Below are 24,293 nucleotides of genomic sequence, written 5' to 3' on the forward strand. Positions count from 1 at the left end.
CAACACCGCTTTTTTCGCTCCTGATACCTTTGTGTTATCAAAATTAGCAATTATTAAATAATCGAAACAAGTATGGAGCACGCAAGCGGCACAGATGAAATGATCATCCGCCAAATCTTCAATCAGTTGGCGCAGGCCTGGGATACACAGGATGTTGGCCTGTTTTCATCCCTGTTTACCTCGGATGTTGATTATATCACTTTTATTGGCGAACATATTAAAGGACTTGACGCTAATATCAAATTGCACAGTACATTATGGAATAGCTATTTTATGAAAGGAGCGACACTGGAAGGTGAAATTTTATCCATTAAATTTCCCGACAGGAATACTTCAGTTATGATCGCAAGAGGTGCTGTAAAACTTCGTTTTCACAAAAAAACACCGGTTAACAAATTATCGATAAACACCACTGTACTGGTAAAACAAGACGGAGTATGGAAGATCTGCTCTTTTCAAAATACCAGAATTATAGGTTACAATATTTTTATGCGCTTTATGATGTGGATCGATAAAAAAATGGCTAAATAATATGAGACATCAAACAATCAAACAAAAATGGCAAGGCATGAGCTTAATCATATCGGCCACAGCAATGGTAGCTGCAACTTTTTTTATGCGTGGACAGGAATTTACAGCCACAGGAGGTATTATAATGATCCTCACGGTACCGTTCAGCATCTTTGGGTTTAACGGGATATTTGAAAAATTCAGTAAGATGATGCCAGCTTATGTACACTGGGGATTTCTGCTTTATCTTTTTGGTGCAGTAGCTACAGTAAACTTTGGTATGCGCGGCGTATTTAATGAACTGTTTGGTATAACTATACCCGATCTTGAAATAGCCACCAGGCAGCATCCTGCCATATTCACGTTGGTCTTTTTTGCTATTGGGCCGGCATTCCCGTTAAGCATACTCCTTTTAGGAATCAATTTATACCGTAAAAAACTTAGCCGCAGGTGGATAGCTCTTTTGTTGATCCTGGGCGCAATTTCTTTTCCGCCAAGCCGGGTTAGCCGAGTAGAAGTATTGATGCATCTATGCGATCTGTTGTTGTTTATCCCAATGGTTGCTATAGGCCTGAAAATGATTAAAAACAAAGAGTAGAAGTAATCTACACGCCACCGGATGGATATTTCCAGGTTACATAACTTACCCTACCATTACCTCGCCCAAATAAACGCTGGTACTTACCGCATCGCCTGCTGCATTTACAAAGTGTTGCCAGCAATGTACCGTATCGCCCGCAAAATCTTCGGGCAGTTGTAAAACTGCTTCCTTTTGCTGCCTTGTTGCCACATCTGTAAAAGTAACAAAGGCTTCCTTTTCCGGATTGTAAATGACAAAGCTGGCCTGGTCATCATCATTGCAAAATGCGGATGCTGGCCCATTGTCCCATTTGATACTCAGCACGGCATTTACAAGGCATAATAGTTCCAGTATCCAGGATACCAATAGCTCTCCCCTGCTAAATATGGCCTTTTTAAAATCGATCTGGTAATCGGGAGCATCTCCAACAACAGCTTCTGTCAGGTGATAAGACACCGCCCGGTTCATACTTGTTTTGTACCCCGATAGTATCTGATATCCTATATTGATGATCTTCAATAGCGGCTGTAACCAGCCCATCACTACAGCAAATTTTAGGCGTTGATTAATCTGTTTTTCTGTTGGCGCCTTTATAGTTTCTGGTAGTGATCTTAAATAGGCTATGCCCCTGCATGTAGCTCCTACTACATTTCCTACTTTGCCGGAGATGGCTCCGTTTATTCCGTTTTTATATGTTGCCATGATAATTTGTTTAATAATGATTTGTTTGTTTATTCGTCGACTTTTGTCATCTTTCAACACTTCTATACTTTCGATATCATTTGGCCTGATGCTTGAGAAAATATTAATTGCGCCATTTGCCCCCGCTATACCGCTTTGGAGTACATTGGTGGTATTGTAAGGAATATTGTCTATAACATATAGAGGATTATTTCCGTTACCTATACTATTTTGACCTCTCAGTTTAATAACAAATGAACCTCCCGGGATGCCTGAATTCTGCGAAATGTAAAGCCCTGGAACCCTTCCTTCAAGAGCAGTAAGAATATCACTCACTGGCTGCCTGCTGATAACGTCACTTTTCACTGAACTTACGTTTCCAGTATTTAATCGCTGTGTAGTATTGTAATACCCTTTATTAATCGTTACTTCCTGTAAATCAGAACTTCCAATAATCAAAGTAATATTTCCCAAAGAAGTAGCCCCAGCGGCTACTTCTTTAGTAACATATCCTACGTACGATATCACAAGTATCGATCTCTCATCAACTCCTGCAATATAAAACGAGCCATTCTGATCAGTAATCGCAGATTTACTCGTGCCTTTCACACTTACATTCGCGCCTGCTATCGGAGCGCCGTTTTCACCAACGATCTTCCCACGAGTGTCAACAGTATTAAAAGCACTGACAATTCGATCCAGAAAGGAAGGCATTTTCTCCTTAATTACTACGATTTTTTCATCGATAGTATATTCCAACGGTAGCCCTGCAAACACCTTACTAAGTGTTTGCTCCAGCGTAGCATCTTTTACATTGATAGCGATCTGTCTATTTGCAACGACCACTTTCCTATCGTAGTAGAAGTCGTACCCGCTTTGCTTACGAATTTCTTTCAGTATGTTTTCCAGTGAGGCTTTTCGCTCAGACAAGGTGATGCGCTGAGCAAACGTAGCGGCGCTTACCTGTACCAGGGATGCTATTAATATAACTGTGGTGAGTCGCATAATTAGCAATAGTTTACTGACATACCCATTGGATATACCAAGGTTCTTAGTATAATTTTTATACATTTGTCTTTGTAGTTTGGTTAATGCAGTATGCCGTTACTTTCCACGGTCAGGGCAGCTGCAGTTATCGGTTAATTATTTTATTGGCCTGGCCAATCTTCAGCCGGAAATGCTCAGCGTTCCCGGCTTTTTCATCTATTTCTGTCGTAAAATCTAACGCGTTACTCTTATCCTCCTTCCTTCAATTTTAAAGTGAACTTGTCCACTTGCTTCTATTCTTTTCAGCACAACAGAGATGTTATTTTTTCTCGATATCCATCCGCCGGGCTCTAAACTTTCCGGCAGATCATCGTCATATATGATTTCTACGTTATACCACCTGGCTATTTTGCGCATGGCGGTTTTAAAGTCCGTTCCATTAAAAACAAAGTCATTATTTTTCCAATCAATGATATTTTCAGGATCAACTTGTTTTATACTTATCCCCGAGCTACCCGTGACAGAGGCTTGCTGGGAGGGTTTTAATATTACATCATCTCTTGCCTCCTTTGTCATCCCGACTTTGGAGGGATCTAGATCCTTCGCATCCGCTCTGGATGACAAATGGTTTACCTTCACACTACCCTCCAACAACGTTGTTTTCGCACTCCCTTCATCATCATACGCGCTAATGTTAAAATGTGTACCCAGCACCGTTGTTGTCAAATTTTTGGCAGTTACTATAAAAGGCTGATTTTTATTCCTAAAAACTTCAAAGTAGGCTTCGCCGCTTAGTTCAACTTTTCGTATACCACCACGCTCTTTTAACGGCATCGTATAAGTTAAAACCGAAGCGGCGTTAAGCCATACTTTGGTTCCGTCTGGTAAGGTTACCTGGTAAGTTCCACCTCTCGGCGTTGAAACGGTGAGCATCCGCGACTTGCTGTCATCTCGACCGTATGGGAGAGACCTCTTGTTTATGCTATTCAAGAGATCTCTCTCTTCTTTCGAGATGACGACCGAATTATCACTATATCTTAAATCATCTCCTACAACTACCCCTGTTTGTTTATCACTTAAGGTAATGGCTTCGCCATCACCAATTTTAATCGTTGCTTTATTACCTCCAGGTGCAATGTCGTTCACCAACAGATCCCTCGTCGCTTCGCCTCCCTCGGGATGACTGGGCGCATTAAAGAAATATACACCTAATACAACTATAGCAACCGCAGCTGCTACCGCTGATGATACACGAATCAATCGCAGCTGACGAGATTTCTGTTTCAACTTTTTATTGACATCAATTTCATCCCAAGCCATCTCCAAACGATTGCTCATATCTTCATGATCTATGTCAACATTTTCAGTTTGGCTCAACTTAAGGTACCATGTATCCAAAATAGCCTGTTCCTGATCAGTAAGCTGATTAAGCTGTTGTTTCTGCAAAAGTTCTTTAATTCTTTCTGAATCCATAATGCCAGGAGGTGATATTTAGTCCCCTTTAATAACACTACGGTTGAGATAGCGTTTGGGTGTAGATGATTTTAGATTTTATTTGCGAAAAATTAACATAGCTCTTTTTCCGATAAAAAAACAGGCATAGGACTAAGCAGAAAAGAGCTAGAATAGAAAGTAAAGAGTTTATTTTAAGTCTAAGAATTTTAAGGGCATTATGAACCTGGGTCTTAACAGTTTTGTCAGAGATATCTAATTCCGAGGCTATTTGCTTATGAGACATGTTAAGTAGCCTGCTCATCTCAAAAACCTCGCGCATCTTTTCTGGCATTAGTGCCATGCCTTCGTCAATAGCTGCCATCAACTCTTTCTCTCTGATTTTATCATCAGTGACCCAAACGCCTTGTTCTACAACCTCAGCAAACTTAGCTAGGTAATTTTCACTGAGCTTTTGCCTAGAGAACAAATCAAAAATTCGGTTTTTTACCGCTTTATATAAATAAGCTTTAAGTGGAATTTCTAAATTAATATCTGCCGCTTTTTGCCAAAGGGTTGTGTAAAGATCCTGAACTACATCTTGCGCCTCATCTTCATCTTTCAACAATTTAAGCGCATGAACATACAATACACCTTTATATCGGTGATAGATTTCGGTAAACGCAGCATCATCCGCCCGCTTTAACAAAGCAGCTAATTCCTGGTCAGTATGTGCGCTATAAGCACTCATGATAATTGGTTTATCCCCTGTATAAATTTACTTAAAAAATTTCGCAAGTGTATATATAATTCACATTACTAGGTGAGAATTTCGAATAATTATTTTCATAGTGTATACTTAACACTCGGGTATTTAGATCAAAAAACATGCTTTGAGCTGCGCCCAAAGCATGTTTTTTGAAGGAAAATAAATTTTCCAATACAGCCAATTTATACAGCCAGGTCCATTTCAGATTTAGCCGCCCGGTTCAGATATTTTTGCCTAAATGCCTCTGCATCCTTCATTATCCTTAACCGGCCTTTTTCAGATAACCCTGTCATTTCTCCTTCAGTAAGCAAACCAGTTGCTACAATTCTAGTGAGTTTTGTATAATCATATTCATAAAAAGCAATCCGATCAAGTCTGGAATCTTCGCTATCAAGCATGAGGTATAAATTAGCAAAAGCGCTTACAGGATTTTTTGGTGGTTTTGTTTTCCAGGAATCAACAATTTTGGTGCATTTTTTTAACACATCTGTATAAGCCTGGTTACATTTTTCATCCAGATTTTTTTTTAGTGCTTTTTGGTCAGCTCGTGAGAGTTCTCTTGCCATAGTCTTTTTAGTTTTGAATTTTTATTGGTTAGCATGTTAACCCAAACTTATTTAATATTTGCAATATGGTGGTAATCAATTTTTTAGCATCGATAAAAGTTTGCCCATCAATTGATTGCTTTATACTGTTAATGTGCTTATCTTTAAGGCAATAGTCCTGGTGTTCATTCTTTTAAACCATCCCATATGGAAAATGTAAATGAAAACGATGATTTAAAGCTCAATAAACAGCGCTTTACCGAACTTTTTAAAAAATCGGCGGCACTAAAAAAGAAAAACAACATCGTAATGGAAAAGCTGCGCATTTTAAAAAAGATGTCTGATCAGTTATTAAAAACCGGATCTATTTATAAACGTTAACCTGTTAAGTTTCGTAGAACCATGAGTCATCTAAAATTATACAAATCCACTCCTTTCCAGGCAATATAACCCAGCCTGGCACATTTACGGCCAACTATATCTATAATAAACTCTTGCACATCATTTACCACCATCCAACGAATGGCGTAATGGCTATTGTAACTGATATAAACCACGAGTTCGTCACAAGCTTTTTCATCCCTCAGTTCCTTTGCCAGATCAATTTGCAATTCTTTGGCAAAACGTTCCAGCCTTTCGGTCATTACCTGGGTAAGCGCAGCCTCGGGCTGAGCTTCGAAATCAACAATGGCAAGTACTGTAACGCTGGTCATTCCATAAAGGTTATAACCTTAAATATCGGACAAATTAAGGACTCGGCAAATTATCCGTATAAAAAAACAGCCGATTTTATGCCCTCAGTTAAGGACGTTCCAGTTAACAAACCTTTTTAATTACTTTTATACCATAAAAAATGATTTTAACGCATGGATGCAAATGATAAAAGAGATCTAGATCGCATTTTAAATGTACTATATAAAGAAAGTCCACTCGCATGGTATAAAATCTATACTGATCTTGGGCTTGAAAAGCATCGGGCAGATCATCTCTTTAAAATCGGATTTGCATTCAATTACCTGCAAATAGAAGACAAAGGAATGGATGAATATCCGACAGACAATCACTCTGTCGGGTTAACCAATGAGGGTATCCAATTTTTTGCCTTATCTAATTTTTCAGGAACTGACAAAACTGTGGAAACAAGGTTGCCGGTACAACGCTTCAACATTTATATCAATGGTAGTTTGGGTGGCTTCAACTTACTGGATATTGATGCGGAACAGCTTCAAATTGTTATAGATGCATACCTGGAAGAAAAACCGGATTTCACCATAGCTGGGCAAAATTACTGCCCGAAAAAGTTCCATGCACTCAAGATTTTTGAAAACACCGCTAAACGTAATGCCCGGGAACTTAAAAAGCTCGGAAATGAACAAGGAAGCAAGAAAGGGTTTATGGGTAAATTTTTTAGTGAGGAGGACTTGGAAGAACTTGGTGAAAATCTTACATATTCTATTATTGGCAATGCGCAATCTGGATCTGGGAAATCAGTCACCGAACCCTCAGTTACCAAAAACGCAACTGATTTTAATAGCGCACCTGGTGACATCCAATTGGCTGAAAACACTACGGATAAGCAAATCTTTATCTCCTATAGCTGGGATTCACAGGAATATGAAGATCATGTTTTCAGTTTTGCAAACGAATTGCGTGAAAATGGTTTTAATGTAGACATTGATAAAATCATTAGTCAGCGAAAAACATCAACTAATTTTAACCAGATGATGCACGAAGCATTCCTGCAAAGCGAACACATCATTGTCGTCTTATCTAAGGGATACAAAGAAAAAGCAGATGCCTTTCAGGGTGGAGTTGGTGTTGAATACCGAATCATCCTGGGTGAAATTGACAAGTATCCACGCAAATATATTTTAGTAAGTTTCCAGGGACACGATGATTCCATCATACCTATGGGCTTAATTGGACGGGATGTTATTGATATTTCAAAAAAGGGGCTGGATCCGCTTTTCAGAAAATTAACAGCACAGCCAGAATATGTCTTATCTCCGGTTTCAAAGGCCAAACCCTCATTGCCATCACGGGAAGTTGCGTCATTTGCCAACCTGCAGGCAAAAACAAACAAAACTGGCCCCGAAACTACAACCGCCGAATTAATTGCTAAACGGATTGAAAAGAAAAAACAACTGCGTAAAGATTTTGCAGGATGGTTGAATTATAAAAAGGAAGATGTCAAAAAGCGATTTCGAATGATCATCCATACTACTGAAAATGATACCTACCCGGATCAGCCTATGATTCCAAATACCCAACCCACCTGGTCTGGTGCAGAAATACATGGCTCAAGCCATCTGGGTATGGAGTTTTGCAATGAAAACACACAAATCTACATAGATCACAAAGGAAACTGGAGCGCTGAACCATCGGACAACCTTAAGGCGGTGGATGTTTCTGTAATCAAAACGATTGCCTACGATGATATTGTAGCCTGGGATATGGATGGAGACGGCATTTACAATTGTCCACATTTTTACGTGAATTTTAACGATGGTACACCCTGGAAAGATATTAGTTACGTAGATCACAAAAAGAAATACGTTCATTTCAATTCCAGTAACAAGATCCAGAACGCTTAATGTAAAAATTCCAGATTCAAATTTTATTAAACCATTCCCGAAGCTTAATAAAATCTACAAGGTTCATTTGGTGTTTGATCTGATTTGAAAATTCAACCGCTTCGGGCGAAAAATAGGAGGAAGTAATCACAATACCCGCTGTTACTCTATCCACCCAAACTGCCCCGGCTAGTTCTCTAACCAGATTGACACCGACCGGACGATCAGGCCGGTAATGTTTACATTCCACATAATATACAAAGTTACCGAGATCAGAATGCTGAGCTACAATGAGATCCTTTCCTCCATCCCTTGTGGCTTTGGTCAAATCCACTTTATAACCTCTTTTTTCCAGAAGTTCGGCAGTCATTTCTTCAAATTCCCTTGGGGTAAGCTTAAATATTTCCTCCGGGCGGTGTTTGAACCTTGTAAGTGCCGATCCATTGACAATCTGAATATCCGTTGCAATTTGCAGGTAAGCCGCACTACCGGAGGGAATTATTTGACCACTGATATCCTTTAGCCCACGAAAATTAATATTCTGCCAGATGACATCCTTTATCTCTTCAACGGTATAATTCCGGTGAGGGTCATTTAGATGATGAGCAATCAATCCAATCAAATAGGGATGCCCTTGAGTAAGGGACACCAGGTTCATTACTTCTTTTTGCGACATTCTAGCTTCCAGCAGCCTCAACATCATAAGAAATGAATCCCCCTCAGAGAGTGCATTAAGAGTAAGCTGAAAATTTGCGTGACGTTGCAGCAAGGCATCTGGCGCGTTATCAATCAGCAAATATTGCAAATCTGGATTACTATCGATGAAAGACAGCACCCGATGAGCGGCATCAGGGATCAGAACTCTGTCAAAATTATCGAATAGTACAAGTTTTGTGGTAGGGTTAAGCTTAGGTAGGCTGTTTAAGGTTAAGGGCAAGCTTATTACTTCTATACCTTCGTTGAAATAAGCAGAATTAATATCAGCAAAACAACGCGCCAATGAAGTTTTACCGATACCCCTGCTCCCCGAAATTATTCCAACCCGCTTTTTCTCTTCTATTACTCTGGTCTTAAGGAATTGCAGTTCGGACCCGCGTCCGACAAAATTTTCTGAATTAAAATATAAAGCTGTCGGACTGAACGATCCACTTGTTCCCATATGTTCTTCATTTACGAATGCGAAACCTAAACAGGAGATTTCCCTTTGTTCGTGTAATTTACAAAAAGTAAACTTAGTTAAACAAAAAACGTCCGCTGTAAAGGCTAAGGAATTTTAACTGTTCACGTGTCCATTCCTAAAAAAGCTATAAGACCCGTGTCCATTCCTAAAAAAGCTATACCGCTTAGAATTTACTTGCCAGCTCTTTATTACCTGATCAATACCTGGTTCGCACTTTCTTCGCAAAAAGTACCCATTTTGCGAACAAGGTAAGCGCAAGGTACGAGTAAAATGCGCAGCAGCCCGAAAACAGACCCTTGTTGAGGTGTAACGTAAGGGGGCAATTGGTAACGGCAATCCAAATTCATCTAGCTGCTGAATATTTTTTAAAAGTTAACCTTATTTATTAGTCAAAACAACTAATTTGATTATGATTGTTAAATAGATACATTTGAACGCTATGCTGCATTACTTTACCAAATAAGTCAAAATGAACGAGACAAAGAAAATCTCTCCGACGGCTATCCTTGCACTAAAAGAGGCTCTTTCAGTAATTTTTTGGAAAAAAACCGACCTTAAAGATTTTGTGAGGTTGTCAATAGATAATCCGGCTATAATTGGCACCATAGATTGGAGTGCAACAAAAAGGGAAAGTATAAACGAACTCGTTGACAGAATGAGTAACAGACAGGATTTGTTCAGAAGTGATTTGATGAATTTGTTAACTATAGTAACGGACTTCAATGACTTTAGCCATTTAACTATCTGGGACGAAGATGGCAGCAAGACAAAAAAGGCCAAACAAGCTGTTCTAAACTTAAGAAATCAAACCAAAGGCTATTTTCAAATAACTAAGGAACAGGAAGAAGCAAAACTTAGGAAAGCCGAAGCTGACAAAAATATACAAAAAGCAGTATCATTAGAATCTGAGTTAATTAAACTCAAGGAATTGTTTTTCACAATATCTGCGAATTCAAATTTTCAACAACGAGGTTATCAATTTGAAAAGTTTTTATATGAACTCTTCCTTATATATGATTTAGAGCCTAAAGAATCATTTAAAGTGCACGGAGAACAGATTGATGGAGCTTTTACTTTTCAAGGAAACGACTTTATTCTTGAAGCGAAGTGGAAAAGCCAAGTGAATCGAACTGATCTAGCTACATTCTGCGCAAAAGTTGAAGCAAAATTCAAAACAACAGTAGGCTTATTAGTTACTATCGATGGCGTAACGCCGGAAGCCATTAGTCCTTTCTTTAAATCAATAATAATTATGGATGGCTCTGATATTATGGCTATACTAGACGGGAGAGTTAGCTTGACTGATTTACTTTTCAAAAAAAGAAGAAAAGCGAGTGAAACTGGTAATATTTTCATGAGGTATAGTGATCTAATATAAAATTTTAAATTCCTTATTACTATACCGCCTCCTATTTGGGATACTATTTTGCAGAACCGTGGTATTACATCTATGCTGCGTTATAACTTGACAGGGAGAACTGCCCAATATTAAAAGATTCTGAAGAAAATCCTGAGGACTTGATATCTACAAAATGCGATAAAGTGCCAAGAGGCAACTAATTTTCCCCAGCTTTGTGTCCAATACAAAAAAACAAATCATAGCTACCGGTAGAATTACCCCAATCAGATTTTCGAACTGAAACGCTAAACTGGCCTTCATCAATTTTTACATTCCGCTCCTTCAAAATCGCGTTTGCGATCTTTGGAGGAATCATCTGTCCCGTTGCCTTTTCATATAGCACCATTGAGATGTTTAGGAGGTCAGCATGATAATCATAAGTTTTATTCGGGGTAAATACACTCAACACAAGTTCAAGGTTGTCTGCAATCCGTTCAGATCCGCGTACATAAAAAATAATCTTATTCGATAGTAAGCTATCCCCTATCTTAACATAAGAAGATTCCGCTTTCCATTCATCCTCGTATCCAGCACTATAATATCCAGCCCCCAGGCCAAAATTACTTAAAAATTTAATAGCTGAATACGGAGACCACCCCTCGGTTTCACTTATTATTGGAGGGTTCTTTTCGATAATCTGTCTCTGCTTTATCAATTCAATATCATTGTTAATGTCAATATTGCTCTTTATCTTTCCCCGATGTAGTCCGTTTGCCCACCTTTTTAAACCATCAATGTCGAAACGGAATTTTAAGAAAGCTTTTCTTCTGGCATAACTGAAACGCTCAGGTGATTGCAACACAAACTTTACCCTGGCAAAAGCATCTTCATATTGCATATAAACAGACATCAAATAGATAAATGGCAAAAAAAGCACTGATAGTATAGGGCCAAATAAGAATTCACGCAAATGATCTGTTGTGGCGAACTCGTCAAAATGTATAACAGCTAAAAAACAGGCCCTTAAGATGAGCGCCAATCCGAAAAAGATCAAAATATTGTTGAAAAGCTTATAAAGCTTCTCATACTTGTTGCTTTTCTCAGTAAAACCAACCAATATGGCCACAAATGCGGTTATCGGCACAATCAATAATTCAACCCATATACTAAAATTGTAAAGACCAATCACAAACTCCAGGATTGCCATAAATTTGAGATTATCCTTAACAGCATTTTTAAAGTAATCTTTATCCTTAATGATGGTGTTCATTTTGAACAATGTCCCTATTCCTACAAAGATTACCCATAATATAGTATCCTTTAAAAGACTAACAGTCCACAGTTTCATTGAGTACAAAAGCCATACACAGCAGGCCACATAGCCAACTACCCAAGCAATTGTGATAAGGATTTTAGGATTTAAAAAAGCCGTAAGCACCCCAGAAAATGATTTCCGGACAGTGGTTAATGAAATAACTGTTATCAAAATTACACCCCAAATTCCAATGGCAATTTCGCGGGTGCTGAAAATTTCGAGCATTAATACTGACTAAAAATTCTATTTAGACATTTTCTTTGTCCTAGTTTTTGCGTTCTCATCTTGGATGCGTTAATTACTAGGATGCAAGATACGAAATTGACGTCATTAATAGTTAATTGCATATTCCGATGATATTGGTTCTTCCCCACTTTTGATGGTAAACATGCTATCTGAAAACAAACTTTTTACATAGTTTGTCAATTAGCTTTTTCTGCTTGACACTAAGCTAGTTTTCGCTTTCACCGAAATATACAAGCATGAATCGTGCAAATAAAAACCCCACTCGAACAGAGTGGGGTTAGCAACTTGAATTTTTAGCTACCCAGGATCGCCAGAACTTAACTCACATGGTGAAGTAATTAAATTCTGGAGCGCCTTAAGCTACTATAACATGGGGATCATCCCTGATGATAGTAACTCGTCTGCGTGTCTTAGCCGGAAGTTTGGGTCGCTAAAATGGCCATTATAAAAGGTTGGAAGGACTTTGGGTTCACCATAACCAATATTTCCCGAAATACGTGGAAGCGTTACAGCTACAGATGCATGTCTGCTCGGTTTTTCTGTCTTTGCAGGGTAATCGTATGTCACAGTCAGCATTACATCGGTTTCCAACGTTTTAATATCGACGTGGATAAGCCAGCCCAGCTCCCTTTGGTCAAATCCGTCAATTCCGATCATTCTCATCATTTTCTCATTATGAAATACCCTATCTTCGGCATAGGCTATCGCCATCTCTTTGAAATCTGCCCAGACTTTCTCGGACAATTGTTCGTTGGTGATAATTGTCTTGTAAACTGTCGCTGCAAGAATATCGTTGGAAGGAAGCCCTGATGGTAGGTTTGCCAAGGTTTTTAGGCGCTGTTCTATCCGCTGCATTGGATGATTTAAGATAATCAGTTCCGCATCCTTTAGGGTTTCAATGGGACATTTTTTGTCGGCAAGCAGCGCTGCACGAGACGAATATCCGAAATAAGCCGCCACAATTTCATGTGCATGTGTGGGTTTTAACTGGATTCCGTAATTGTTTTGGGTGAAGGTGCGCAAGGAATCAGCGCATGCTTTTGTAATTTCAAGCTTCATAGCAATTAGTGTAATAGCCGGACTTTATAGTTGTCGTGAGTGTTTAAAGATAACCAAGCCAGCTGTTTAACTAAATTTGCTGTTTGACTTGTCAATTGTTGATTTAACCTAGTATTTTCAGTCACTCACAACTGGGGCGCTAGATTCCTTACCCGAAAGTAAAAATAATATTTCAAAAAACAAATAAGATCATTCAAAAATGAGATACATAATTTCTCAACCTAGTAGCCATAAAAAACGGGCAACAGTCATACCGACCACTCCCCGTCATCTAAATTAATGTTCTCGTATATCAATTATGCATCCGGTATTTCAGGCTCTACCAGTTTAATCAGTTTTTCCAATGATTCCTGCCAACCCAGATAGCACATTTCGGCTGGTATCACCGCAGGTATTCCTTCCTGAAGTACCTTCAGTTCTGTACCTACCGATGTTTTTTGAAACCAAATGGATGTTGTCATAACTCCAGGCAGGTTCGGGTCATCGAACTTGTCGGTATACTTTAAAAACTCGTTGGGTTTAACCTCCAGATATTCGCCGCCAAATGAATGACCGTTACCGGTTGTAAAATTGTGAAACGACATTTTAAAAGTGCCGCCTACCTTAACATCCATCTCGTGTACCGTACAAAGAAAACCGTATGGAGGCAACCATGAAGCAATTGCTGTGCTTTCAGTGAAGGCACGATATACCTTTTCAGGAGATGCCTTAATAACTCTGTGTAATGAAACTTTGTTGTCTGACATGATATTAACTTTTAGTGTTTAACAAATATCCTGGTAAAAAGGGCTATTTAAAGAGGCCAAATACGACAATTTACAGTCAAATTGCGACAATTTTATTGGCTTTAACCTCCATTTTTTTGGAAATGATTTTTCTTTGTTGCACCTTTGCAATGCTTATAGAGAAAGACGGAGGGATTAGACCCTGCGAAGTCTTAGCAACCTGTGCTTACAAGGTGCTACATTCTACAGGAAATGCAGCTGTACTTCCTGACAGATAAGTGGAAAAGCTTCCATCCCAAATCTCACATAAGCTTTGTATGCAATAGGTTCGGCACTTGTTTAGGCCATGGCCTCTATCAACTTTAGCTTATTGCCTGCTCATATCATTATTGTTAAATGGATATCAGAAAAGAGTTAGAAAAACGTATCCTGATCATTGATGGTGCAATGGGCACCATGATACAACGTTACACCTTAACTGAAGAGGATTTCAGGGGTGAACGCTTCAAAGATCACCCTTGTGACGTAAAAGGGAACAATGACATGCTGAACATCACCCGTCCGGATGTCATTAAAGCAATTCATACCGAGTATTTAAAAGCGGGTACGGATATTATTGAAACCAATACTTTCAGCACCCAGCGCATTTCCCTGGCCGATTACCAGATGGAGCCGCTTGCGTATGAAATGAGTTTTGAAGGGGCAAAAATTGCCAGGGAAGCGGTAAATGAATTTATGGCTGCCCATCCGGAACGCAAATGTTTTGTAGCTGGTGCCGTAGGCCCTACCAACAGAACATTATCCATTTCGCCTGATGTAAATGACCCGGGTTTCCGCGCCATTACTTTTGATGAACTGGTTGAAGCTTACGACGAACAGGTACGCGGATTGGTAGATGGAGGTTCGGATCTGCTCCTTATTGAAACCATTTTTGATACCCTGAATGCTAAAGCCGCTATATTTTCCATCAAGAAATATGAGACCGAAATTGGCCGTAAAATAGAGATCATGATCTCTGGTACCATTACCGATGCATCGGGAAGAACTTTGTCCGGACAAACTGCCGAAGCTTTTCTGAACTCTGTAATGCATGCCAATCCCCTGAGCATTGGTTTTAACTGTGCTTTAGGTGCCAAAGACATGAGACCGCATATTGAAGAGCTTTCTGCTAAGGCAGGATGCTATGTTTCGGCCTATCCGAATGCGGGTTTGCCAAATGAGTTTGGCGCTTATGATGAGATGCCGCATGAAACCGCCCATCTGGTGGAAGATTTCATCCAGCATGGTTTTGTAAATATAGTAGGTGGATGCTGTGGCACTACCCCCGATCATATTGGCTGCATTGCCGAAAAAGCGAAAAATGTGGAACCCCGTAAAATACCGTATATTAAGCCTTATTTGCGCTTAAGTGGTCTGGAACCGGTAACTATTACACCGGAAAGTATTTTCGTCAATATTGGCGAAAGGACCAACATTACCGGATCGCCAAAGTTCAGTAAGCTGATCCTGGGCGGCGATTTTGAAGCTGCATTGGCGGTTGCCCGTCAGCAGGTGGAAGGTGGTGCGCAGGTGATCGATGTAAATATGGATGAAGGGATGATCGATTCGGAAGCTTCGATGACGAAATTCCTGAACCTGATCGCATCTGAACCAGACATCTCCAAATTACCCATCATGGTCGATTCTTCCAAATGGACAGTAATTGAGGCTGGCTTAAAATGTTTACAGGGCAAAGGGATCGTAAACTCCATCTCACTGAAAGAAGGAGAGGATAAATTCCGGGAAAGTGCCCGTAAGATCATGACTTATGGCGCTGCTGTAGTGGTGATGGCTTTTGATGAACTCGGTCAGGCAGATAATTTTGAACGGAGAAAAGAGATCTGTAAAAGATCTTATGATATCTTGGTTGACGAAATTGGCTTTCCGGCCCAGGATATCATTTTTGACCCGAACATCCTTACGGTAGCTACGGGTTTGGAAGAACACAACAATTATGCAGTTGATTTCATCAATGCAACCCGCTGGATCAAAGAAAACCTGCCTTATGCCAAAGTGAGTGGTGGGGTCTCCAACATTTCCTTCTCTTTTAGGGGCAATAATACTGTCCGCGAGGCCATGCACTCTGCATTTTTATACCATGCGATCCAGGCCGGCCTGGATATGGGGATTGTAAATGCTGGAATGCTGGAAGTTTACCAGGAAATTCCGCCGGAACTTTTGGTGCTGGTGGAGGACGTATTGCTAAACCGCAGAGAGGATGCAACTGAGCGTCTTGTTGAATTTGCAGACACCATCAAATCTAAAGGAAAAGAAATTGTAAGGGACGAGGAATGGCGTAAAACAAGTGTAGAGGAAAGGTTATCGCACTCCCTGGTTAAAGGAATTATAGAATACCTGGATGCCGACGTAGAAGAGGCCCGCCAGAAATACGACCGTCCGATCCAGGTTATCGAAGGGCCGTTAATGGATGGGATGAACATCGTGGGCGATCTGTTCGGTGCCGGAAAAATGTTTTTACCACAGGTGGTGAAATCTGCCCGTGTAATGAAGAAAGCTGTAGCTTACCTGCTGCCATTTATCGAACAGGAAAAACTGGACAACCCGGATCAGGACCAGTATTCTTCTGCCGGAAGAATACTGATGGCTACGGTAAAAGGTGATGTACACGATATTGGAAAGAACATTGTTGGCGTAGTACTGGCCTGCAACAATTTCGAGATCGTAGACATGGGGGTGATGGTTCCTGCACAGGATATCATTAAAAAGGCCAAAGAGATCAATGCAGATATCATCGGCTTAAGTGGTTTGATTACCCCTTCACTGGATGAAATGGTGCATTTTGCCAAAGAAATGGAACGTGAAGGCTTCAGCATTCCTTTAATGATTGGTGGAGCGACCACTTCCCGTATCCATGCAGCTGTAAAAGTAGCGCCAAACTATTCTGGCCCGGCCATACATGTACTGGATGCTTCCAGAAGTGTAACGGTGGCCAGCACTTTAATGAACAAGGAAACCAGGGGTGACTATATTGCAGGGATCCGTGCGGAGTACGACAAGGCACGTGAAGCACATTTAAACAAACGTTCTGATAAACGTTTCAAAACGCTTGAAGAAGCCCGCAAAGACAATTTTAAAATCGATACTGCTTTGGTAGCACCTGCTCCTACATTTACAGGGACAAAGGTATTTGAAGACTATCCGCTGGAAGAACTGGTTCCCTATATCGACTGGACACCTTTCTTTCAAACCTGGGAACTGCGTGGCGCTTACCCAAGGATACTGGAAGACAAGGTGGTTGGTGATGAAGCAAAAAAACTGTTCAATGATGCAAAAACGCTGTTAAAAAGGATAGTAGACGAAAAATTGCTGAGGGCTAAAGCGGTGATTGGATTTTGGCCGGCAAATGCAGTAGGTGATGACATTGTTTTAAATGTTGAAGGGAAAGAAGTTGTGATCCACACGCTTCGTCAGCAGGCAGAAAAAACAGCGGATCAGCCTTATTATGCTTTGTCTGACTTTGTAGTACCAAAAGAAACGGGCATCCCTGATTATTTTGGAGGTTTTGCTCTTACCGCAGGTATAGGCTGTGATGAGCTGGTTGCCGGATTTGAAGCGGTTTATGACGATTACAACAGCATTATGGCCAAAGCACTGGCCGACAGGCTGGCGGAGGCTTTTGCCGAACGCCTGCATGAGCTGGTGCGTAAAGACTACTGGGGGTATGCAAAGGATGAACACCTGGATAATGAAGCCTTGATTAAGGAAGAATATGCTGGTATCCGCCCGGCACCGGGTTATCCTGCCTGTCCGGAGCATACTGAAAAAGGTACTTTATTTGAACTGCTGGATGCAGAAGCGAGAATTGGCCTTAGCCTTACGGAGAGCTATGCCATGTACCCTACCGCAGCGGTAAGTGGCTTTTACTTTGCACATCCGCAATCGAGGTATTTTGGTTTGGGTAAAATTACCAAAGACCAGGTAACAGATTATGCGGTACGCAAAAATATGCCGATTGAGGAAGCGGAAAGATGGCTGAGCCCTAATCTTGCCTACTAAACGCATTGATAATTATAGCTAAATTGACAACCGATACACGGAAACCTTAAACATGAAGATTGTAGATCATATTAATAACGCCAAAGGAAAAACCTTATTCTCATTTGAACTGTTGCCGCCAATTAAAGGACAAAGCATTAAAGGGATTTTTGACGCCATAGACCCTTTAATGGAGTTTAACCCCCCTTTTATTGACGTAACCTATCTTCGCGAAGATTATATTTATAAACAACATGCCAATGGACTGCTGGAGAAAGTGGCTTACCGCAAACGTCCCAGTACGGTAGCTACCTGTGCCGCCATCATGAACAAATACAAGGTAGATGCCGTACCCCATTTGATCTGTGGCGGTTTTACAAAAGACGAAACAGAAAATGCATTGATCGACCTCCAGTTTCTGGGGATTGACAATGTACTGGTACTGAGAGGTGATGCGCGTAAAAGCGACAGTTCTTTTATCCCTACGCCGAATGGCCATGCCTACGCTTCGGAACTGCTGCAACATGTGGTAGACATGAACAAAGGCAGGTACCTGCATGACGATATGGAAAGTGCGGAAAAAACCGATTTCTGTATCGGGGTGGCAGGTTATCCGGAAAAACATTTCGAATCGCCAAACCTGGATACCGATTTCAAATACCTGAAACATAAAGTAGATACCGGGGCTGATTTTATTGTGACCCAGATGTTCTTCGACAATAAGAAATATAAGGCTTTTGTAGACAAGTGCAGAGAAAACGGCATTAATGTACCCATCATACCGGGGTTAAAGCCGATCACCAACAGCAAGCAACTGATCAGCCTGCCTAAAATATTTCACCTGGACATTCCGCTGGAACTGAGCGAAGCCGTACAAAGCTGTAAATCAGAGAAGGAGGTTAAGGAAGTGGGTATTGAATGGATGATCAACCAGTGCAATGAGCTGAAAGCAATGGGTGCACCGGTACTGCATTTCTATACCATGGGAAATCCGGAGCCGACGAAAAGGATTGCCCAGGCTGTATTTTAACGTTGAAATTTGGGTTGATGTGATTTCTGGAATACTCTTTGTACCTTCATGTTCTATAAGAATATTTGGATATGAACAGACTGATGCTATTATTGCTGGTTGCAACAGGCACTTTAAGTGCTTGTACAACGATGAAACCCGGATCTATTGGTAATGGTGGACTATCGCAACTGGGCGGCACCTGGGAGCTCAATTATATATCAGGACCCAGAATAGCATTCAATGGATTATATCCGGGGAAAAAACCGACTATAAAGTTCGACGTTACCGAGAAAAGATTTAGCGGCAATACCAGTTGCAATTCTTTTTCGGGTGAACTGAGCGCAGACGATACAACGATTAATTTTACCAAACCTTTTATCATGACAAAAATGGCCTGCCCTGGTGAAGGGGAGGCCATTTTTGTGGAAATGCTAAAAAAAGCAAGTACTTATGCCATTACAAGTGATACCACCCTGAATTTTATGATGGGAGATATCGCCGTTATGCGTTTCCATAAGAAGTAAGCAGGTAATTTTTAAAGGATTCAAAACTGGTGTCCATTGCGGTTGCCTGTTTTTCTTTGGTAGCAAGACATTGCACCTGATCAGGAATTTCAATATTTACCTTTATTTCTTCCGGAAAAACATCCGGGAACTTGCAGGCATGGGCAGTGGAAAGAAAAACACCTGCCGATTCCTGGTCTCCGGTTGCCATCCTGTATTGTTGTAAGGCCAGCCAGGCTATAGCGGTATGCGGACAGGCAATGTAATCAAATTCATTGTAGATGGCATTAATACCTTCCAGTGTCTCATTATCGGTAAAACGGTAGCCTTTCATTACTTCCTGTAAAGCCGCCTTATCATTGTTAAACATATCCATGATCCGTACCCAGTTGCTTGGGGCGCCTACATCCATCGCGTTGGCATAGGTTTGAACAGATGGCCTGGGTTCATATATCCCGCTTTCCAAAAAGCGTGGCACGGTATCGTTTACGTTGGTAGCGGCTATAAATTGCTTTACAGGTAGGCCCATTTTATAGGCCAGTAAACCTGCAGCAATATTACCAAAGTTTCCGCTCGGCACCACAAATACGACGTCTTTTTTACCTTGCCTACGCAATTGCGCATAGGCATTGAAATAATAGAATGTTTGCGGGATCAGCCTGGAAATGTTAATGGAATTGGCGGAAGTAAGGCGCAGTTTTTGATGGAGCGCTTCATCTGCAAAGGCCTGTTTTACCAGGTGCTGGCAATCGTCAAAAGTGCCTTCAACCTCTACCGCATGGATGTTCTGTCCATTGGTGCAGAGCTGCAGTTCCTGAATATCGCTCACTTTCCCCTTTGGATAAAGAATGGTTACGCGGGTATTGGCCACGCCTAAAAAGCCAAGGGCTACTGCCCCACCGGTATCGCCGGAAGTGGCCACCAGGACATCTAAGGTCTTTTCGTTTTCTTTTAAAAAATAGCCCATAATGCGGCTCATAAACCTTGCCCCAAAATCTTTAAAGGCAAGGGAAGGTCCATGAAAAAGCTCCAGCACAAAATCGTTGTCCGCCAGCTTAACGACCGGGGCATCGAAGTTGATGGCATCGTCGATGATCGCTTTAAGATCCGCTGAAGGGATGGCATCCTGTAAAAGTGCCGACGCAACTTTGAACGCAATCTGCGGGAGTGTATACTGGTCAATATGAGCTATAAATTCCTGGTCCAGCTGTGGGATATGACCCGGCATGTACAAGCCTTTGTCCAGGGGCATACTGTTGAAAACCGCAGTTGGAAAATCTACGCTTAGGTTATGGTTATTGGTACTGTATAATTTCATTTTGTATAGGTCTAATCTAATATTACCGGTCCTTTTTTATTCACTTCAGAAACGAATGCCAAGCTGTTGATAGACAGGCTTTTTAAATGCTGCTGCAGGCGTTCTGTAATTTGTTTTGCGGTCGTGCTGTCTTTTGTAAGCGCAAACACAGAGGGGCCCGAACCGGAAATTCCAAAACCAATAGCTCCTGCCTGCATGGCCATAGCCCTTAGGGTATAAAAATCAGGGATGAGGATGGCCCGGGTTGGCTCTACCAGTACATCGGTCATGCTCCTGCCAATCAGCTCGTAATCGTTCATGAACAAGCCGCTCACCAGGCCAGCTACATTGCCCCACTGGGTTACTGCATCTTTCAGGTAAACCTTGGAACGGATCATCTGTCTTGCATCTTTGGTGGGCACATCCACCTCAGGATAAACAATAGCAGCATGCAGATCAGTCGGAAAAGGCAAACTGATGATGTCTAGCGGGCTGTAACTCCTGATCAAGACAAAACCACCCAGCAAGGCAGGGGCTACATTGTCAGCATGGCCATAACCGCAGGCCAGTTCTTCGCCTCTCATGGCAAACGGAACGAGTTCTTTATTGCTCAGCTGGTTATCAAACAGGCTGTTGATGGCAAACAGTCCGGCAACGGTACTGGCCGAACTGGATCCAAGTCCGCTACCTATAGGCATTTTTTTGTGCAGCTCTATTTCAATGCCGGTATCGGGTTTACCGATATGCTGCAGGTAATGCTTTGCAATGGCACTAACCGTATTTTTATCAGGATCTAAAGGTAAACGGCCTTCATCGCCTGTAATTTTTGACAGGGAAACCCCAGGTTTATCGGTAAGGCGCATGATGACCTCATCCCCAGGTTCATTTACGGCAAAGCCCAGTATGTCAAAACCACATACCACATTGGCCACTGTTGCCGGAGCGAAAACTTTTATTGATCTTTTCATAATTATCTTTTACCCACATTAATGATGTCTGCAAAAACCCCTGCAGCAGTTACTTCCGCACCGGCACCAGGCCCTTTAACCACCAGCGGGCGTTCTCTGTAACGATCAGTGGTAAATGAAATGATGTTATCGCTGCCCGAAAGCATATAGAAAGGATGTGAATCATCCACCATTTGCAGGGTAATGCTTACTTTTCCATCTTCCAGCTTACCAATATATCTCAATACTTTTTTCTGCCTGGCTGCCTCATTTTTAAGGTTTTCAAAATGCGCGGCATTGTTTTCCAGTTCCTGGTAAAATGCGGGTACACTACTGGCGGCCAGACAAGCAGCAGGCAGCATACTTTCGATAGCCACGTCTTTTTCTTCGAGGGCATAGCCGGCATCGCGGGCAAGGATCAGCATTTTGCGCATAAAATCTTTACCGTTCAGGTCGTCCCGGGGATCTGGCTCTGTATAACCCAGGTCCTGTGCTTCTTTTACCACTTCGTTAAATAGCCTGTCACCTTTAAAATTATTAAAGATATAGGAAATGGTACCTGACAAAATAGCTTCTATCCGGTTGATCCTGTCGCCGCTCAGCATCAGGTCTTTTAAAGTACGGATGATCGGCAGACCGGCCCCTACATTGGTTTCATAATAAAATTCAACACCATGTTTTCTTGCGGCCTCTTTAAAAGCCACATACTGGTCGTATTCGGCAGAATTACCTAATTTATTGCAGGTAACCACAGAGATACTGGATTGCAGCACATCCAGGTAATGCTGGATGGGATTATGACTTGCCGTATTGTCTACAAACACGCAGTTGGCCAGGTTCATGGCTTTCATCTTTTTGATGAATTCGCTCAGGTCGGCTTTTTCCCCTTTTTCATCCAGGGTATTTTCCCAGTTGTTCAGGTCAACTCCTTCTGCATCCAGGTACATTTTACGGGTATTGCTCACACCCATTACCTTTACCTGCAGGTCGTTGTTATTAGCCAGGAAAGGCATTTGGTGCTGCAACTGCTGGAACAAGGTTTTACCAATATTTCCGGTACCCAGACAAAATACATTCAGTGTTTTTTTCAGATCTGCGTAAAAGGCATCGTGAACGGCATTCACCGCTTTGGAAAGATCTGTACGCGACAGGATCACCGAAATGTTGTATTCCGAGGATCCCTGTGCAATGGCGCGTATGTTTACACCATTTCTGCCCAGGGCACTGAACAACCTGCCCGAGATGCCCGGTGTACGCTTCATGTTTTCACCAACAATGGCCAGAACCGACAATCCGTTCTCTACTTCAGGATATTCCAGTTTCCTCGCCTGCAATTCCAGTTCGAATTCTTTGTTGATCAGCGATAAAGCTTTTAATGCATCAGCCGGCTTAACCGCAAAGGTAATACTGTGCTCTGACGAAGACTGTGTGATGAGCACTACGTTGACTTGTTCCCTGGATAAAAGAGAGAAAAGCCTTCCGCTAAATCCGGCTTTTCCAACCATACCACTACCGGAAAGGTTGAGGATGCTGATCTCATCAATGGAGGAAATTCCTTTTATGGGCAGGCTTGATGCCTGAACATTGTGTCTGATATAAGTGCCCGGAAAATCAACATTAAAGGTGTTTTTAATGACAATAGGTATTTTCTTTAGGAAGGCAGGGATCATCGTTGGCGGATAGATCACTTTCGCTCCAAAATAAGAAAGCTCCATAGCTTCAGTATAGCTCAGTTCTGGTAAAGAAAAAGCTTTTTTAACGATGCGCGGATCAGCAGTCAACATCCCATCTACATCTGTCCAGATCTCGATTTCATCGGCACCTAAAGCGGAACCCCAGATGGCAGCGGTATAATCGCTTCCTCCCCGGCCCAAAGTGGTGATACGCCCGTCATCATTACTGGAAATAAAACCGGTAACAAACAGGAGTTTATCCTTGTTGCCCTCATAAAAATCCCTGATGAGCGTTTCTGTTAACTGGGTGTTTACCTTTGCCTGTCCAAAGTTATGGTCTGTTTTGATGAGTTCTGATCCGTCAACAAACAGGGCATTTGCAAAATGTTGCCTGGCGATATGGCTCACCATCATGGTGGAGCAGCGTTCACCATAACTTAAAATCAGGTCTTTGGTTTGTAAACTCAGTTCACGCAGGTTATAAACCGACTGCAGAATATCCTCCAGTTCATTTAAATAGATCTTTAGTTTGGTAAGTACAGGATTTTGCGCGCTGGCAGGCAATAATGTACGGATCACCTCGAAATGCTTGTCTTCTACCTTTTTTAAGGTTTCGGCATAATCCTGTCCGTTTCTGGCATTTTCTGCCATATCCAGTAAGGTATTGGTTACGCCACCCATAGCAGATAAAATGACTACAGGGTTTTCAGCGTCTTCCCCTTTCTTCAGGATATCCATCAATGCATTTATGCTTTGCGCAGAACCGACAGATGTACCTCCAAATTTTAAAATATTCATAGTTGTTGGTTAAAAAAAAAGCGCCTTCCCGGATTAAAGGAAGGCGCTTTTTGTGGTTTTTATATTTTCTATTTCAGCCCACTAGCTT

Annotated in this window: 20 protein-coding genes and 1 riboswitch; of the genes, 8 read left to right on the forward strand and 12 right to left on the reverse strand. The window is 41.5% G+C overall.

What is annotated here, in order from left to right; translation table 11 throughout:
- The first annotated feature begins 72 nt into the window (after positions 1 to 72).
- Together R2Q85_RS08190 and R2Q85_RS08195 are read left to right on the forward strand one after the other, a co-directional pair.
- On the forward strand, positions 73 to 531 hold the full coding sequence (locus R2Q85_RS08190) for an SgcJ/EcaC family oxidoreductase (protein WP_316811276.1): 459 nt from the start codon (positions 73 to 75) through the stop codon (positions 529 to 531).
- Between the two features lies 1 nt (position 532).
- Positions 533 to 1,108 (forward strand): hypothetical protein, encoded by a 576-nt coding sequence (locus R2Q85_RS08195; RefSeq protein ID WP_316811277.1) that lies wholly within the window; start codon positions 533 to 535, stop codon positions 1,106 to 1,108.
- A 45-nt stretch (positions 1,109 to 1,153) separates the two neighbouring features.
- On the opposite strand, the gene R2Q85_RS08200 is transcribed toward R2Q85_RS08195, so the two are convergent.
- From R2Q85_RS08200 to R2Q85_RS08215, 4 genes are all read right to left on the reverse strand, one after another.
- Positions 1,154 to 2,776: a DUF6266 family protein gene (locus R2Q85_RS08200; RefSeq protein ID WP_316811278.1), complete on the reverse strand. Its 1,623-nt coding sequence runs from the start codon at positions 2,774 to 2,776 to the stop codon at positions 1,154 to 1,156.
- A gap of 216 nt (positions 2,777 to 2,992) precedes the next feature.
- Entirely contained in the window at positions 2,993 to 4,078 is a 1,086-nt protein-coding gene (locus R2Q85_RS08205; RefSeq protein WP_316811279.1) for a FecR family protein, read from the reverse strand.
- 190 nt (positions 4,079 to 4,268) lie between these two features.
- On the reverse strand, positions 4,269 to 4,940 hold the full coding sequence (locus R2Q85_RS08210; RefSeq protein WP_316811280.1) for an RNA polymerase sigma-70 factor: 672 nt from the start codon (positions 4,938 to 4,940) through the stop codon (positions 4,269 to 4,271).
- 200 nt (positions 4,941 to 5,140) lie between these two features.
- The gene (locus R2Q85_RS08215) at positions 5,141 to 5,524 is read right to left on the reverse strand and encodes a hypothetical protein (RefSeq protein WP_316811281.1); all 384 of its coding nucleotides are present in this window, start codon (positions 5,522 to 5,524) and stop codon (positions 5,141 to 5,143) included.
- A gap of 186 nt (positions 5,525 to 5,710) precedes the next feature.
- Between R2Q85_RS08215 and R2Q85_RS08220 the strand changes: the two genes are divergently transcribed.
- The gene (locus tag R2Q85_RS08220) at positions 5,711 to 5,884 is read left to right on the forward strand and encodes a hypothetical protein (protein ID WP_316811282.1); all 174 of its coding nucleotides are present in this window, start codon (positions 5,711 to 5,713) and stop codon (positions 5,882 to 5,884) included.
- 26 nt (positions 5,885 to 5,910) lie between these two features.
- Here R2Q85_RS08220 and R2Q85_RS08225 read toward each other — a convergent pair whose 3' ends face one another.
- A complete protein-coding gene (locus R2Q85_RS08225) occupies positions 5,911 to 6,216 on the reverse strand; it encodes a hypothetical protein (protein ID WP_316811283.1) in 306 nt (101 codons plus the stop codon).
- A gap of 153 nt (positions 6,217 to 6,369) precedes the next feature.
- On the opposite strand from R2Q85_RS08225, the gene R2Q85_RS08230 reads away from it, so the two are divergent.
- On the forward strand, positions 6,370 to 8,097 hold the full coding sequence (locus R2Q85_RS08230; protein WP_316811284.1) for a toll/interleukin-1 receptor domain-containing protein: 1,728 nt from the start codon (positions 6,370 to 6,372) through the stop codon (positions 8,095 to 8,097).
- Between the two features lie 16 nt (positions 8,098 to 8,113).
- On the opposite strand, the gene R2Q85_RS08235 is transcribed toward R2Q85_RS08230, so the two are convergent.
- On the reverse strand, positions 8,114 to 9,235 hold the full coding sequence (locus R2Q85_RS08235) for a restriction endonuclease (RefSeq protein WP_316811285.1): 1,122 nt from the start codon (positions 9,233 to 9,235) through the stop codon (positions 8,114 to 8,116).
- A 490-nt stretch (positions 9,236 to 9,725) separates the two neighbouring features.
- Here R2Q85_RS08235 and R2Q85_RS08240 point away from each other — a divergent pair, with 490 nt between their 5' ends.
- Positions 9,726 to 10,634, forward strand: a complete 909-nt coding sequence (locus R2Q85_RS08240; protein WP_316811286.1) for a restriction endonuclease — start codon at positions 9,726 to 9,728, stop codon at positions 10,632 to 10,634.
- A 178-nt stretch (positions 10,635 to 10,812) separates the two neighbouring features.
- Here the strand turns inward: R2Q85_RS08240 and R2Q85_RS08245 are convergent, their stop codons facing one another.
- From R2Q85_RS08245 to R2Q85_RS08255, 3 genes are all read right to left on the reverse strand, one after another.
- On the reverse strand, positions 10,813 to 11,943 hold the full coding sequence (locus R2Q85_RS08245) for a hypothetical protein (RefSeq protein ID WP_316811287.1): 1,131 nt from the start codon (positions 11,941 to 11,943) through the stop codon (positions 10,813 to 10,815).
- A 576-nt stretch (positions 11,944 to 12,519) separates the two neighbouring features.
- Positions 12,520 to 13,215, reverse strand: a complete 696-nt coding sequence (locus R2Q85_RS08250; RefSeq protein WP_316811288.1) for a hypothetical protein — start codon at positions 13,213 to 13,215, stop codon at positions 12,520 to 12,522.
- A gap of 296 nt (positions 13,216 to 13,511) precedes the next feature.
- The gene (locus tag R2Q85_RS08255) at positions 13,512 to 13,961 is read right to left on the reverse strand and encodes an SRPBCC family protein (protein ID WP_316811289.1); all 450 of its coding nucleotides are present in this window, start codon (positions 13,959 to 13,961) and stop codon (positions 13,512 to 13,514) included.
- A 150-nt stretch (positions 13,962 to 14,111) separates the two neighbouring features.
- A riboswitch (SAM riboswitch) is annotated at positions 14,112 to 14,221 on the forward strand.
- Between the two features lie 115 nt (positions 14,222 to 14,336).
- Between R2Q85_RS08255 and metH the strand changes: the two genes are divergently transcribed.
- From metH to R2Q85_RS08270, 3 genes are all read left to right on the forward strand, one after another.
- Positions 14,337 to 17,996: a methionine synthase gene (gene metH / locus R2Q85_RS08260; RefSeq protein WP_316811290.1), complete on the forward strand. Its 3,660-nt coding sequence runs from the start codon at positions 14,337 to 14,339 to the stop codon at positions 17,994 to 17,996.
- A 52-nt stretch (positions 17,997 to 18,048) separates the two neighbouring features.
- Positions 18,049 to 19,005 (forward strand): methylenetetrahydrofolate reductase [NAD(P)H], encoded by a 957-nt coding sequence (gene metF, locus R2Q85_RS08265; protein ID WP_316811291.1) that lies wholly within the window; start codon positions 18,049 to 18,051, stop codon positions 19,003 to 19,005.
- A 71-nt stretch (positions 19,006 to 19,076) separates the two neighbouring features.
- Entirely contained in the window at positions 19,077 to 19,511 is a 435-nt protein-coding gene (locus R2Q85_RS08270) for an META domain-containing protein (RefSeq protein WP_316811292.1), read from the forward strand.
- On the opposite strand, the gene thrC is transcribed toward R2Q85_RS08270, so the two are convergent.
- The 3 genes from thrC to thrA are packed head-to-tail and all read right to left on the reverse strand — an operon-like array spanning position 19,489 to position 24,205.
- Positions 19,489 to 20,808 carry a threonine synthase gene (gene thrC, locus R2Q85_RS08275; RefSeq protein ID WP_316811293.1) on the reverse strand — a complete coding sequence of 440 codons (1,320 nt, stop codon included), beginning with the start codon at positions 20,806 to 20,808 and terminating at the stop codon, positions 19,489 to 19,491. The two genes, R2Q85_RS08270 and thrC, sit on opposite strands and share 23 nt — an antisense overlap.
- Positions 20,809 to 20,819: 11 nt before the next feature.
- The gene (locus R2Q85_RS08280) at positions 20,820 to 21,755 is read right to left on the reverse strand and encodes a homoserine kinase (RefSeq protein WP_316811294.1); all 936 of its coding nucleotides are present in this window, start codon (positions 21,753 to 21,755) and stop codon (positions 20,820 to 20,822) included.
- Positions 21,756 to 21,757: 2 nt separating this feature from the next.
- A complete protein-coding gene (gene thrA / locus R2Q85_RS08285; protein ID WP_316811295.1) occupies positions 21,758 to 24,205 on the reverse strand; it encodes a bifunctional aspartate kinase/homoserine dehydrogenase I in 2,448 nt (815 codons plus the stop codon).
- Between the last annotated feature and the right edge of the window lie 88 nt (positions 24,206 to 24,293).

Origin of the sequence: Pedobacter heparinus, assembly GCF_032678725.1 — a bacterium.
In the GTDB taxonomy this organism is placed as follows: domain Bacteria; phylum Bacteroidota; class Bacteroidia; order Sphingobacteriales; family Sphingobacteriaceae; genus Pedobacter; species Pedobacter heparinus_A.

What these genes read in the sequence shown, in the direction of transcription:
- R2Q85_RS08190 (WP_316811276.1), top strand. Translation starts at nt 73, where the DNA reads ATGGAGCACGCAAGCGGCACAGATGAAATGATCATCCGCCAAATCTTC.
- R2Q85_RS08195 (WP_316811277.1), top strand. Translation starts at nt 533, where the DNA reads ATGAGACATCAAACAATCAAACAAAAATGGCAAGGCATGAGCTTAATC.
- R2Q85_RS08200 (WP_316811278.1), bottom strand. Translation starts at nt 2,776, where the DNA reads ATGCGACTCACCACAGTTATATTAATAGCATCCCTGGTACAGGTAAGC.
- R2Q85_RS08205 (WP_316811279.1), bottom strand. Translation starts at nt 4,078, where the DNA reads ATGGCTTGGGATGAAATTGATGTCAATAAAAAGTTGAAACAGAAATCT.
- R2Q85_RS08210 (WP_316811280.1), bottom strand. Translation starts at nt 4,940, where the DNA reads ATGAGTGCTTATAGCGCACATACTGACCAGGAATTAGCTGCTTTGTTA.
- R2Q85_RS08215 (WP_316811281.1), bottom strand. Translation starts at nt 5,524, where the DNA reads ATGGCAAGAGAACTCTCACGAGCTGACCAAAAAGCACTAAAAAAAAAT.
- R2Q85_RS08220 (WP_316811282.1), top strand. Translation starts at nt 5,711, where the DNA reads ATGGAAAATGTAAATGAAAACGATGATTTAAAGCTCAATAAACAGCGC.
- R2Q85_RS08225 (WP_316811283.1), bottom strand. Translation starts at nt 6,216, where the DNA reads ATGACCAGCGTTACAGTACTTGCCATTGTTGATTTCGAAGCTCAGCCC.
- R2Q85_RS08230 (WP_316811284.1), top strand. Translation starts at nt 6,370, where the DNA reads ATGGATGCAAATGATAAAAGAGATCTAGATCGCATTTTAAATGTACTA.
- R2Q85_RS08235 (WP_316811285.1), bottom strand. Translation starts at nt 9,235, where the DNA reads ATGGGAACAAGTGGATCGTTCAGTCCGACAGCTTTATATTTTAATTCA.
- R2Q85_RS08240 (WP_316811286.1), top strand. Translation starts at nt 9,726, where the DNA reads ATGAACGAGACAAAGAAAATCTCTCCGACGGCTATCCTTGCACTAAAA.
- R2Q85_RS08245 (WP_316811287.1), bottom strand. Translation starts at nt 11,943, where the DNA reads ATGAAACTGTGGACTGTTAGTCTTTTAAAGGATACTATATTATGGGTA.
- R2Q85_RS08250 (WP_316811288.1), bottom strand. Translation starts at nt 13,215, where the DNA reads ATGAAGCTTGAAATTACAAAAGCATGCGCTGATTCCTTGCGCACCTTC.
- R2Q85_RS08255 (WP_316811289.1), bottom strand. Translation starts at nt 13,961, where the DNA reads ATGTCAGACAACAAAGTTTCATTACACAGAGTTATTAAGGCATCTCCT.
- metH (WP_316811290.1), top strand. Translation starts at nt 14,337, where the DNA reads ATGGATATCAGAAAAGAGTTAGAAAAACGTATCCTGATCATTGATGGT.
- metF (WP_316811291.1), top strand. Translation starts at nt 18,049, where the DNA reads ATGAAGATTGTAGATCATATTAATAACGCCAAAGGAAAAACCTTATTC.
- R2Q85_RS08270 (WP_316811292.1), top strand. Translation starts at nt 19,077, where the DNA reads ATGAACAGACTGATGCTATTATTGCTGGTTGCAACAGGCACTTTAAGT.
- thrC (WP_316811293.1), bottom strand. Translation starts at nt 20,808, where the DNA reads ATGAAATTATACAGTACCAATAACCATAACCTAAGCGTAGATTTTCCA.
- R2Q85_RS08280 (WP_316811294.1), bottom strand. Translation starts at nt 21,755, where the DNA reads ATGAAAAGATCAATAAAAGTTTTCGCTCCGGCAACAGTGGCCAATGTG.
- thrA (WP_316811295.1), bottom strand. Translation starts at nt 24,205, where the DNA reads ATGAATATTTTAAAATTTGGAGGTACATCTGTCGGTTCTGCGCAAAGC.